Origin of the sequence: Massilia paldalensis (genome assembly GCF_044901715.1) — a bacterium.
Lineage (GTDB): Bacteria > Pseudomonadota > Gammaproteobacteria > Burkholderiales > Burkholderiaceae_D > Telluria > Telluria paldalensis.
Map to the genome: position 1 here is coordinate 2172660 of NZ_JBJCIU010000001.1, position 12416 is coordinate 2185075.

Sequence of the window (12416 nt, forward strand, 5' to 3'; positions counted from 1 at the left end):
TTTCTCCAAATCTATTCAGTGAAAATTGATTATCAAAGCATCAAAGCATCAAAGAATAGGCAGTAGGCGGTCAATTCGCTCTGCTTCTGATTTCTTCTTAAACTCTCTGATGGCGAGAATCTGTCTCCCCGATCTCTCCGGCCACGAGAGAGATCGGGGGAAGCGTGTGGACAGTTACGCTGAGGGATCAGACCGGTTGCACTGGTTGTTGTACCGCCTCGTGACTCCGTTTGCTGCCCGGCCACTTCATTCCGAACAGCACCTCGTAGAGCAACGGAATCAGGCCAAGCGTCACGAGCGTGCCAAGTGCGAGACCACCGATCATGCCGATGGCCATGCCCTTCCACAGCGGCCCCGCAAACAACATCAGGGGCACGAGACCCGCGATACAGGTCACCTTGGTCATCACGATTGGACGCAGCCGCTGCATCGCAGCTCCCACCAGGGCTTCATGTCGGGCGAGACCTTCCGAGAGGCCGTGTTCAATTTGTTCGAGCAGAAGAACGGCGTTGTTGACGATGATTCCGAACAGCGCAAGCACCCCGAATGTCGCCATGAAGCTGAAAGGAGTGCCTGTTGCCTTCAGTGCAATCACGACCCCAATCAACGTGAAGGGAATCGTTGCGAGAATCACGATCAGCTTGCGGAAGGAGTTGAACTGCCAGATGAATAGCAGCAACATCGCCAGAAGAGCGAACGGCATGTAGTGCGTGAGCGATGCATTCGATTCAGCCGATTCCTCAATTTCTCCACCAAGCTCTATGGCATAGCCTGCAGGTAGTTCAATTGCGGCGATCCGAGGTGCGAGGTGATCCACGATCTCTTGCGCGGTGTATGCGGTGTTCTGCCCCTGAACTGTGACTGTACGAATGAGATTGCGGCGCTGGATCACAGACGGCTCGCTAGCGAGCGTGACATCGGCCACTTGCGCCAGGGAAACCGGCTGGCCACCCGACGCTGGATAGATGGTCGTCGAACCAACGTCCGCAGTGCTGCGCCGATCATTGGACGTCCCGCGCATCACGATTGGCACGCTGGTATCGCCATCTCGGATCACAGAGATCGACTGGCCGATGTAGCGGGTGCCAAGCCAGGCAGCTATGTCGTCGGTGGTGACGCCAGCACGTCGCGCACGATCTTGATCGACCCGAACATCGAGACGGCCGACACGGGTATCCCAGTTGTTCTTGATGTTGGCCGTACCTGGCAGCTCCCGTAGCGCGGACTCAATTTTCGCCGCCGCATTCATCAGCACCTCATGATCCGGCCCACTGACCCGGTAGACGGCTGTGCCGGCTTCGGTAGTGCCTAGCGAGAACCGCTGAGGCTCTGCGCGTACATCTCCATGATGCTGCGCGAAGTAAGCCCGAGTTCGGGCAATCACGACGTCAATGTTGGTGCCTGCCTTGACCGTCACGACAAAGTACGCGATGTTCGATGCTGGCAATGGGGGATTGAGCCCAAGGATGAAGCGCGGCCCACCGTCAGCGACGTAGCCAATGTGATCCGTGATTTCGGGGTTGATTTCTTGATCACCGAGCCAGCCGCTCACTTCCTTCACTTTGGCAAGAGTGAGCCGTGAATCCGTTCCAGGGGCGAGCTGCACCGGTATTTGGAATTGAACTCGGTCGGACTTCGGCAAGAAGTCGTATGGCAGTGTCGTGAATCCGTACAGAGCTACGGCCAATGCACCCGTCATCACACCAACGTAGATCGCCTTGTGGTCAAGCACCCACTCAAGCAACTTGCGATAGCCGCGATAGAAGCGTGTGTTGTAGGTTTGCGCGTCATTCGCCGGTTGATGATGCACTTTGGTGAAGTGGTAGCACAGCAGTGGAGTGACGGTCAGACACAACAGCCAAGATCCGAGTAACGTGAGCGCGAGGACAATGACGAGAGAGCGCAGATACTCACTCGTCGCACTCTGGCCGAAGAAGAACGGGGAGAAGGCGATGACGATAACCAATGAGGACGTCAGCAGCGGCAGTGCGAGGGTACGACCCGCTTCGAGACAAGCCTGTTTGCGGTCTTCACCGGCTGCCAAGCGCCGTTCAATGTCTTCGGCAATCACGATGCCGTTGTCTACCAAGAGCCCCAAAGCGATGATGATGGCTGCCATCGAAACACTTTGCAGCTCGATGTTCAGCGCGCGCATCACGATCAGTGCCCCCAGAATGGTAAGCGGCACGATCATCCCGACGATGAATCCTGTGCGCCATCCCAGGAAAAGGACGACGACGCCGAGCACGATGACAATCGTTTCGATCATCACCTGGTTCATCTTGCCCATTTCACGTTTGACGACGTCTGCCTGGAATGTCACATAGGAGAGCTCGAAACCTGCGGGCAGAAGTTTCTCAAGCTCGGCCACACGGGATTTGAGGGCTACGCCGAATTGCTCCACGTTCTGGCCCGAGGTCATGGACACTGCCATCACTACGGCAGGCTGGCCCTTATAGACTGCAGCAGACTCGGGAGGATCTGCAGGTTGTACCTGCACGCGCGCAAGCTCTCCCAGTGAGATTGAAGGAGCAGGCGAAGCACCGCGCGCACCCTGAGCTTGCGCCATCATGATCGGCAACGCGCGCAGCGAAGCGGCGTCGCGAACCTCTCCACTAACAGCCAGCGAAGCGTTGATGCCACCGATGGCGATTTGCCCGCCTGAAAGCACGACGTTTTGTTTAACGAGTTGATCGATCACCCCTTGTGGGGTCAATCCAAGCTGGGCTAGTTTTGGTCGATCAAATTCGAGATAGACGCGCTCTTCCTGCAAGCCGTAGAAGCTGATGCGATCAACGCCGGGAAGCGCGTATAGGCGATCGCGCATCTCTTTCAACGACACACGCATTTCGCCCATGGAGTAGCCCGGCGCGGTCACCGCAATGGAGGCCACGGCAACACGGCCGAAGTCGTCGTTGACAAATGGCCCCAACGTACCCTGTGGAAGCAGAGGCTGAGCATCGGCAACCTTCGCGCGAACGCGCTGCCATATGGGGGCTAGGTCGGTGTACCGCTCCCAGATCGTGACCTGTATGACGGCCCCGCCCGCGCGAACGGTTGTGGTTACACGCTTGACCTCGGCCAGCTCCCGCAAACGCTCCTCGATCGGACGCGCGATCAACTGCTCAACACGTTCGGCTGGCATGCCAGGGTTCAGAACGGCAACAACCGCATCTCGAATCGTGACCGATGGCTCTTCCTGCGAAGGGAAATTGAGAAACGTGGCAATGCCGGCAACAAGAATGATGACCGCGGCAAGGTAGGTGAGTCTGCTGGCGCGCAGCGCCATTTCTGTGATCTTCATAGCGAAGTCTTCCTGTAGCGGGTCAGCGTCCGGCCAATTGGGTCGTGGCCTTGAGTGGGGTGACTTGTTGCTCGTTCGTCAGCCAACTCGCGCCAGCCGCGACTACCATCTCGCCGCGCTTCAGGCCGCCCACAACGCGAACGTTGTCGCCGCCTGGCTCGCTCTGGAATTGCACTTCCCGGCGGTGCACCTTCTTTCCGGTCACGTCATATACAAACACTGCGGCTTGTCCTGCTTTCTCACTGAGCACCAGTGCCGAATAGGGAAGCATCAGACGATCTGGTGAGGCATCCTTCGCTTCCGGTGCCTTCAGCAATACTTGAACGGCAGACCCGGGTCGAAGACTGCGCGCAAGAGTAGCATCTTGAGGAACGAGCACGACAGGTAAAAGTGAGCCATTTTCAGCACGCAAGCCGATGCGTTGTACCGAAGCACGAACGGGACTTGCTGACTCGCTCAGGCGCAGTTCGGCGACCTGCCCAATTTTGATATTTGCCGCCTGGGTCGTCGATGCAGTCGCAAGGACTTCTACGCCGCTGCGTAGTCCATCCACTTGAAGCACCGGCGCTCCGGCTGCAATATCTGTGAACGGCAGAGCGAGTTTCTCCGCGACGACGCCGTCGAATGGCGCATGAATGGCGGCCCCCCTTCGCGCACGCTCGGCAAGGCCGAATGCGGCCTTTGCATTGCGCACCTGGCCTTCAGCTGCAACCAACTGTGCTTTCACACTCTCGAATGCAGCCGGGGAGATTACGTTGCCCTCAAGCAGCCCCCTTTGCTGCGTTGTCTGCACGATTCTGTCTGCCAATGCGGCTTCCGCAGCAGCGAGTGTCGCCCGAGCCTGTTCTAGGCGGAGTTGCTCGGGCTGAACATCCAACTCAGCCAGAAGCTGTCCGCGAGAGAAGCGATCTCCCACGTCCACATGAAGCTTGCTGATACGCCCGCCAGTCTCGAACCCCAAGGTACTCCGCTCACTGGAGCGAGCTAGACCACTCAATTCAATGCGATTGGCCACAGAACCTACATCCCCCACCGTGAGCAGCTTGACCGCTCGCGGTGGATCGGAAGCAGGCTCCTTCTGACTACCACAGCCGGCAAGCGATGCGAGCAGAACAAACGCGAGGCCGACTTTCTGCATTTGCCAGGACTGGGATTTAAAGGGAGTGCAAGACACGGGAAGGCCTTTCATCAGCGTTTATCAATAGGGGTGAGTTCCAGTTCGCCGCGGGCGAGCGCCTGGAGGGTGTGCATGAGTCGAGAAAGGTCTTCGGCAGCAAACGTCGGAAAACCCATCATTTCGGCGAGGAAGACTCCGTCCAAGGCAAATAGAACGATTCCGGCGATATCGGTGCCGCGTGGAGATTTGCTCGCGTTCTCGTACTGCCTGCGGTACCAGCCGCGCACAGGCTCAAGCAGCGTGGGGTCTTCAGCCACGGCCGCCAGCAATGCAGCGCTCATCTTTTGCATCCCGCCGTCAGGCATAGCCGAGACCTGGCTGGATAGCCAAGGGTCTGGATCGCCGACGAATGGCAGCTCTCGCTCTTCCTGCCCGCCATCAAACGCCGAGACCTGGTCATCAATCATCGTGAGGAGCAGATCGCGCTTGGTCTTGAAGTGGTACAGGAACGCACCTTTGCAAATTCCTGCCCGTGCAACGACCGCGTCAAGCGTTAGGTGCCCGGCACCTCCCTCCATGACTACGTCACGCGCAGCTTGAAGGATGCGCTCCCGTGTTTGTTGCGCTTTCTTAGAGATGGAGGGGGCTTCAGCGCCGTTGTCCGCCGAATGCGACTCCTCTGGGCTTGATTTCATACGAGTTGCCATGGTGAAACTCCAAAGATGCTTGATTTTTGAACCGTCTGGACGGTATAGTACACGCCATGAACTATGCCCGTCAAGACGGCCTCCTCAATTCACAACCTAGTGGCTCAACATGTCCGATCCCTACGCCCGCCGCGGCCTTACTGCTGTTGCATTCCTATCGATCACGCTTCTCGCCGCGTGCAGCCACTCGCCTCACAGGGTGGAGACATCACGCGTTGAGGTTCCGGCCAAATTCATGAACGAAGCGGGTCTGGCTGTGCAGCAGGTGCCAGCACAAGCACTCCCGGCCGAGTGGTGGACGGCGTACGGTGATCCGCTGATTGACGCGCTGGTGCGCAACGCGCTGGAGCACAACACCGATCTCGCTATTGCAAGAGCGCGGATTGATGAAGCTGTGGCGATCACCCGACGTACACGCGCTTCAATGTTCCCTAGCTTGGCGCTCACGCCCCAAGCAACGCGCGCGCGCGACTTTTCTTTGGCACCGACCATCAGCAGCGATGCCAGGCTTCCGCTGTCGGCTTCATGGGAAGTTGATCTAGCGGGCCGCCTCTCGCATGCCGCTGATGGCGCACGGATGGACGCAGTTGCTGTCGAACAGAACTGGTTCGCGACACGTTGGCAGATCGCCTTTGAGACAGTGTCCGCTGCACTGCAGCAGCGGCAGGCGGCAGAGCTGGAAGATCTGGCAAAAGAGCGACTTCAAGTCGCCGAGCGCCTTGAGCGTCTGACAGAGCAGAAGTTCAAGGCAGGTCAAGCTACGGGCTTTGACATTGAACGCACGCGTTCCGAGGTCATCGCCCTCCGGGTGGAGCAAGAGCAGTTGCGACGCGTACGCGGCGAAGCAACGCATGCCTTGGATGTGCTCGTTGGCCGGATTCCGGGGGCGCTTGGCAGCGGTCCTGCGCTTGCCTCTCTCACCATGCCCGATTGGACTCCCAGAAGCGTGCCAGGCGAATTGCTGCAGCAGCGCCCCGACGTCAGAGCCGCGCAGGCGCGTCTTGCAGCGGCGACGGCGCGATGGAACGCAGCAGAAGGCGAGCGGTTCCCCAAACTTGTGCTCGATTTGAGTGGTGGGCGCCAACGCTTCGAGAACAACGGAACACGTGTGGCAGGGAACATTTTCTCTCTGGGCTTGGGTGTGACGCTTCCGATCTTTGACGGTGGAGCAATACAAGCGGGAATCGACGAGGGCTCAGCACGCAGTCGCGGCGCACAGGCTGACCTGGAACGCACGGTTTTGCTTGCGCTTCAGGATGTGGAGAACGCTTATCTGGGCTGGCAGACCCAGCGGACTTCTCTGCAGCATCAGGTCGATGGTCTTGTCGTCGCTGATCGACTCCTTGACCGCAGTCGACGCCTCTTTGAGGCGGGACAGGTGGATGCGACCGTTGTTGCAGAAGCGGAGCGTGGCACCTTGTCCCAGCGAGCGGCTCTGGTCCGTGCTCGCGCCGACGCAGCCGTGCAATGGGGTGTTCTCGCTAAAGCGCTTTCTGGTTCGCCAGAGCATGTGAATCTGCAATCTTCACCCTGAGTCCTTGAGTTGGAAGAACGCAGCATGGCAGCGAGTTTTAAATACTGAATAGATCGACGATTAGTAGGGGACGCATGGAAATTCGACATCTACGTTGTTTTATGGCGCTCGCCGAGGAACTTCACTTCGCTCGCGCCGCTGCGAAACTGCATATTGAGCAGTCCCCACTGTCTCGCACGATCAAAGAACTCGAAGAGGAGTTAGGAGCACAGCTCTTTATTCGGAACACGAGAAGCACGCGTTTGACACGAGCTGGGTTGATGCTCATGGAGCACGCACCTCGGGTGTTCGCATCCTTGCAACAGGCGCGGGACTGCGTGAAGGCAGCAAAAAATGGCTTTCATGGACAACTCCGCGTCGCCTTGTCAGACGGCGCAACACTACTGTGCTTACCAGCCCTATTGGCGTTGTGTCGCGAGGAGGAGCCCGAGGTTGAGATTCGCTTTTTTGAGGTGCCACTATCCCAACAAATCAAAGGATTGCACGACGACCTGTATGACGTCGGCTTTGCACAGTCCGACGACGTAGGTGATGGAATCGTCGCACTTCCCGCGTGGACTGACACGCTTATGGTGGCGCTGCCAGCTCGGCATCCGTTGCTGGCTCTTAAGCGAATTCCATTGGATGAACTGCTGCGCTACCCGCTAGTGCTATCTGATCCTCAAGTGTGCGAGGGCCACGCCAAGCACATTGAGCGAGTACTTAGCCGGGCTGAAATGCAGCCTCTAGTTGCCGAGCGGGTTACCACTTTCGACCTGATGATGGCGTTGGTATCTGCCGGTTTTGCACTCGGACTTACAGGGGCTGCACACATTGCAGCCTCCCGAGAGCCAGGAGTCGTGGCGAGGCCGCTTTCGACACGCGTACCACCTTTGACGACCTATCTACTCAGACTTGAAGGCGATCCGTTTGACGAGCTTGCGCGCTTCATTCAGCGAGTACAGGCCATCGAATTGCCAGAGTTTCTCAGGTCAACAAAAAGCCGAAATCCCGATCTTCCGGAGGAATTGATGCCATGAGACTCGCCATCACGCTCGTCGCTGCAATGCTAGTCGCATGCGGTCAATCTGATAAACCGCACAAAGCCACTAGTGCAGAAAAGAAAACCCCGACAGTAGAAGAGCTGGTGGCAGACCCGGAACAGCTCAAGAAGTTGCGCCAGCAATGCAAGACGGATCGGCCTACTTTGGGCGAACTGCTTTGCAACCGGGTAGCGGAGGCAACACGTAAGCGGTTCTACGGTGACGGAAAAACGCCATACACACCGCCCAAAGAATCCCCCAAATTCTGAAATTCAGCAATTCAGCAATTCAGCAATTCAGCAATTCAGCAATTCAGCAATTCAGCAATTCAGCAATTCGCTAGTCTGCCTGAATCTTCTGTTCGGCACGCTGATATTCGCCGGCGCTTACGGAGTCACTCCCTGGCTAGACACAGCGCGAATTCATTCTTTCTTATCGACCTTTCTGCCCCAAACGGTCTTTGACCGGCACTAAGCCAGCACCGATCCTGACGCCTGCGGCACATTTCTAAGCCGCGTTTCCCAAGGGAATCAGCGTAGGAGAGATTGGAGGCGGGGCTATGCAAGGTACGAATGTGCTGTTCGGTCAGATAGCCGTGGTATTCGGCATCGTGATCGCGGGTGTGTGGGGCGCCACACAATGGACGGCAGCAGCCCTTGGCTATCAGGTACGCCTTGGCTCCCCCTGGTTTGATTTCCTCGGCACACCGATCTACCTCCCGTGGAAGCTGTTTGAGTGGTGGTTCTTCTTCGATGCCTACGCGCCACGCGTTTTCGACACGGGCGGTGCCATAGCGGGTGGCAGTGGCTTGCTGGCGGTGGTGGTCGCAGTCTGCATGTCGATCTGGCGCTCTCGTCAATCACGCCTAGTCACGACCTATGGCTCGGCACGCTGGGCAAGTACGGAGGACATTCGCAAAGCCGGCCTTACGCAGCCGATCGGCGTGTTCCTCGGTCAGCACGATGGCAAGTACCTTCGGCATGAAGGCCCGGAACACATCCTCACTTTCGCGCCCACGCGCTCAGGCAAAGGCGTCGGCCTTGTGGTGCCGACGCTGCTTTCTTGGCCTGCATCCGCCGTAGTCCACGACATCAAGGGCGAGAATTGGCAGATCACCGCAGGTTGGCGCTCACGCTACTCACACTGCCTGCTGTTCAATCCGACCGATGCGAAGTCGGCGGCCTACAACCCGCTGCTAGAAGTTCGGCGCGGCGCACATGAAGTGCGTGACGTACAGAACATAGCCGACATTCTGGTCGATCCAGAAGGCGCGCTTGAGAAGCGCAACCATTGGGAGAAGACTTCGCACGCGCTGCTGGTCGGGGCCATCCTGCATGTGCTCTACGCGGGCGAGGACAAGACGCTGCGCGGCGTCGCCAATTTCCTCTCCGATCCGGCCAGCCCCTTCGAGCTGACCTTGCACCGGATGATGACCACACAGCACCTCGTGAACGTGGAAGGTGGTGGCCCGCATCCAGTCGTCGCTTCGGCGGCGCGCGAAGTGCTCAACAAGTCGGACAACGAGCGTTCCGGCGTGTTGAGCACCGCCATGTCGTTCCTGGGCCTCTACCGCGACCCCACGGTGGCCGAAGTCACCTCGCGCTGCGACTGGCGTATCGCCGACCTGATCGCGTCCGAGCATCCGGTGTCGCTTTATCTGGTAGTGCCACCTTCGGATATTTCGCGGACGAAACCGCTCATTCGCCTGATCCTCAACCAGATCGGCCGACGGCTCACCGAATCGCTCGACGGCAGCGACGGCATCGAACGCCGCCACAAGCTGCTGCTGATGCTCGATGAGTTCCCGGCGCTGGGCCGCCTGGACTTCTTCGAGACGGCGCTTGCCTTCATGGCGGGCTACGGAATCCGCAGTTTTCTTATCGCCCAATCGCTCAACCAGATCGACAAAGCCTACGGCCAGAACCATTCGATTCTGGATAACTGCCATGTCCGCGTGACGTTCGCCACCAACGATGAACGCACTGCGAAACGGATCTCCGAAACGCTTGGCACCGCTACCGAACTGCGCGCGCAGCGCAACTATGCCGGGCACAGATTGGCACCGTGGCTGGGGCACCTCATGGTGTCGCGGCAGGAGACGGCCCGCCCGCTACTGACGCCCGGTGAAGTGATGCAGCTTCCGACTGAGGAAGCTGTGGTGATGGTGTCCAGCGTGGCACCGATCAAGGCCAAGAAGCTGCGCTACTACGCCGACGCGAATTTCAAGAACCGCGTTTTACCGCCGCCTGTGCTCGCGGCCGGGCAATACGCGGACGCGCCACCGGCCCGGCCCGACGACTGGAGCGGCCTATCGATCCCAGCCGTGTCAACGGTCCGGGCTGCGGGCCTGTCCGGCGATGGCACAGGCACCGCCGATGACGGCGGCCCACGCCGACAGCCGGAGCTATCCGAAGTCAGCGAATACAGCCCCGAACCGCTGCTCGCCGGCCATGACCTGACTCTGCTCGATGACGACGACGACCTGCCGCTGCCGCTTCCCGGCCAGCTCGACCCGGCCATGCAGCGCACGGCCCGGCTGGCTTCCCTCGACCCCAACGACGGAATCGACTTATGAGCCAATACCGCCTCAATCTGTTCATTCAGCCCGAGCACGCCAAGCGTCTCGAAGAACTGGCCGCCAAGAAAGGCGTGTCCAAGTCGTCCATTGTCGCGGCGGCGCTCGCGTCGTGGCTATCGCCCGATGCTGGCGACCAGCGCGAGGCGGCCATCGCCAAGCGGCTCGATCGCCTGTCGCGGCAGGCCGAGCGCATGGAGCGCGACCAGAACATCCAGATCGAAACACTGGCGCTGTTCATCCGCTACTTCCTGACCGTCAGCACCCCGATTCCCGAAGCCCATCAGGACGCAGCTCGCGCCCAAGGCAAAGCGCGTTTCGAGCAATTCGTGGAGCGGCTCGGCCGCCACCTGCTGCGTGGCCGCAGCCTGGTGCGCGACGTTGTGGAAGAACTGCACCCAGACCCGGCGCGAATGGATGACGCGGAGGCACTGGCTGAAGCGCAGGAGCGTGCCTCATGAGCGCCATTCCGCAAACCCCGCCCGAACTCTCATCCGCCGCAACCTCTCTGGATCGCCGTATCCAGATGCTGCGCACGGCAATGGGGCCAGTCATCGCCGCTGCGCTGGCCGACCCCGACGTGGTGGAAATCATGCTCAACCCCGACCGCACCCTATGGGTGGATCGGTTGTCATCGGGCCGCATGCCGCTGGGCGTGGAGCTGTCCCAAGACGATGGCGAACGCATCATCCGGCTGGTGGCTGCGCACGTCGGCGCAGAGGTGCATCGCGGGCGGCCGCTGCTGACCGCCGAGCTGCCCGAAACCGGCGAGCGGTTCGAGGGCATCTTGCCGCCCGCAGCGCCCGGCCCAGCCTTCGCGCTGCGCAAGCGCGCCGTGAGCATCATCGGGCTGGATCGCTATGTGGCCGACGGCATCTTGACCACAGGCCAGGCCGAGTTCCTGCGCCGCGCCGTGCGTGAGCGCCAGAACATCCTGATCGCCGGGGCGACGAGCAGCGGCAAAACCACACTCGCCAATGCCTTGCTTGCGGAGATCGCCGCCACGGGCGACCGCGTGCTTGTGCTCGAAGACACCATCGAGCTGCAATGCGCAGCCCGCGACCATGTGCCGCTGCGCACCCGCGCTGGCGTCGTGTCTATGACCGAGCTGGTGCGGGCCACGATGCGCCTGCGCCCCGACCGCGTGATCGTCGGCGAGGTACGCGGCGGCGAAGCCCTGGACTTGGTTAAGGTGTGGGGCACCGGCCACCCCGGCGGCATCGCCACCATCCACGCTGGTTCCGCGCTGGGCGCATTGCTGCGCCTCGAACAGTTGATTCTCGAAGTCGCGGTGAACCCGCCGCGTGCGCTGATCGCCGAGGCGGTCAACGTCGTCATCCACATCGCCGGACGTGGCCGCAAGCGCCGCGTCGGAAGCATTGCCCGCGTCGTCGGCTTCGACGGCATGGGCTATCGCCTGGCGGACGCGCTGGAAACGCCGTTTCCCGAGTTGCCGCCGCTTTCTTCTCCGTCCCCTGACCAACCTGGAGAACTGCCATGACGCAGATGCACGCTCACGCTTTCCGCTTTTCCGTAAATCCGCTTCCCCGCCTGTCCAGCCTTGCGCGGCTGCGCAGCCTAGCCCACCCGGCGGGGCAAGGTCTGCTGCTGGCCGCGCTGCTGCTGTTGCTGGCTGGCACGGCACAGGCCGCCGGTTCCTCGATGCCCTGGGAAGGGCCGCTGCAATCCATTCTGGAGTCGATTCAGGGGCCGGTGGCGCGCATCGTCGCGGTCATCATCATCATCGCCACGGGCCTCGCGCTCGCCTTCGGCGATACGTCGGGCGGCTTCCGCAAGCTGATCCAGATTGTGTTCGGCCTGTCCATCGCCTTCGCTGCGTCCTCGTTCTTCTTGAGCTTCTTCAGCTTCTCCGGCGGGGCTGTCGTATGAGTACGGCCAACGATCTTCCGGGCTTCGAGGTGCCGCTGCATCGCTCGCTGACCGAACCGATCCTCATGGGCGGTGCGCCGCGAACGGTCGCCATTGCGAACGGCACGCTGGCCGCCGCCGTCGGACTGGGCCTGCAACTCTGGATTCCTGGCGTGGTGCTCTGGATCGTCGGCCATTCGCTGGCGGTGTGGGGCGCGCGCGTCGATCCGCAGTTCATGGTCGTGTTTGCCCGGCACATCAAGCACAAGCCGCTGCTGGACGTGTAGG

11 protein-coding genes are annotated in these 12416 nt (G+C 60.2%); 8 read left to right on the top strand and 3 right to left on the bottom strand.

All coding sequences use genetic code 11. From position 1 onward, the window contains the following. Window positions 1-187 precede the first annotated feature (187 nt). From ACI1V7_RS09505 to ACI1V7_RS09515, 3 genes are read right to left on the bottom strand one after another with little or no spacing between them, the layout of a single operon-like run. Window positions 188-3304, bottom strand: a complete 3117-nt coding sequence (locus tag ACI1V7_RS09505; RefSeq protein ID WP_004883075.1) for an efflux RND transporter permease subunit — start codon at window positions 3302-3304, stop codon at window positions 188-190. Window positions 3305-3326: 22 nt separating this feature from the next. Next, window positions 3327-4493, bottom strand: a complete 1167-nt coding sequence (locus ACI1V7_RS09510; RefSeq protein WP_023123862.1) for an efflux RND transporter periplasmic adaptor subunit — start codon at window positions 4491-4493, stop codon at window positions 3327-3329. After that, window positions 4493-5128, bottom strand: a complete 636-nt coding sequence (locus ACI1V7_RS09515; RefSeq protein WP_004883078.1) for a TetR/AcrR family transcriptional regulator — start codon at window positions 5126-5128, stop codon at window positions 4493-4495. The genes ACI1V7_RS09510 and ACI1V7_RS09515 overlap by 1 nt, the downstream gene beginning before the upstream one ends. 109 nt (window positions 5129-5237) lie before the next feature. Here ACI1V7_RS09515 and ACI1V7_RS09520 point away from each other — a divergent pair, with 109 nt between their 5' ends. The 8 genes from ACI1V7_RS09520 to ACI1V7_RS09555 all read left to right on the top strand — a co-directional run bounded on the left by ACI1V7_RS09520 (window position 5238) and on the right by ACI1V7_RS09555 (window position 12415). Next, the gene (locus ACI1V7_RS09520; RefSeq protein WP_028699135.1) at window positions 5238-6662 is read left to right on the top strand and encodes an efflux transporter outer membrane subunit; all 1425 of its coding nucleotides are present in this window, start codon (window positions 5238-5240) and stop codon (window positions 6660-6662) included. A 74-nt stretch (window positions 6663-6736) separates the two neighbouring features. Then, window positions 6737-7681, top strand: coding sequence for a LysR family transcriptional regulator (locus ACI1V7_RS09525; RefSeq protein ID WP_004883081.1), 945 nt, complete (start codon window positions 6737-6739; stop codon window positions 7679-7681). Further along, window positions 7678-7953 carry an EexN family lipoprotein gene (locus ACI1V7_RS09530; RefSeq protein WP_004883082.1) on the top strand — a complete coding sequence of 92 codons (276 nt, stop codon included), beginning with the start codon at window positions 7678-7680 and terminating at the stop codon, window positions 7951-7953. The genes ACI1V7_RS09525 and ACI1V7_RS09530 overlap by 4 nt, the downstream gene beginning before the upstream one ends. Before the next feature lie 290 nt (window positions 7954-8243). Continuing rightward, on the top strand, window positions 8244-10259 hold the full coding sequence (locus ACI1V7_RS09535; protein WP_004883083.1) for a conjugal transfer protein TraG: 2016 nt from the start codon (window positions 8244-8246) through the stop codon (window positions 10257-10259). After that, complete coding sequence (locus ACI1V7_RS09540; RefSeq protein ID WP_004883086.1) at window positions 10256-10720, top strand: ribbon-helix-helix protein, CopG family; 465 nt, start codon at window positions 10256-10258, stop codon at window positions 10718-10720. Before ACI1V7_RS09535 ends, ACI1V7_RS09540 begins: the two co-directional genes overlap by 4 nt. After that, window positions 10717-11760, top strand: coding sequence for a P-type conjugative transfer ATPase TrbB (gene trbB, locus ACI1V7_RS09545; RefSeq protein ID WP_023123861.1), 1044 nt, complete (start codon window positions 10717-10719; stop codon window positions 11758-11760). The genes ACI1V7_RS09540 and trbB overlap by 4 nt, the downstream gene beginning before the upstream one ends. After that, window positions 11757-12149 (top strand): TrbC/VirB2 family type IV secretion system protein, encoded by a 393-nt coding sequence (locus tag ACI1V7_RS09550; RefSeq protein WP_023110641.1) that lies wholly within the window; start codon window positions 11757-11759, stop codon window positions 12147-12149. Before trbB ends, ACI1V7_RS09550 begins: the two co-directional genes overlap by 4 nt. Then, the gene (locus tag ACI1V7_RS09555; RefSeq protein WP_023110640.1) at window positions 12146-12415 is read left to right on the top strand and encodes a VirB3 family type IV secretion system protein; all 270 of its coding nucleotides are present in this window, start codon (window positions 12146-12148) and stop codon (window positions 12413-12415) included. The genes ACI1V7_RS09550 and ACI1V7_RS09555 overlap by 4 nt, the downstream gene beginning before the upstream one ends. Window position 12416 lies beyond the last annotated feature (1 nt).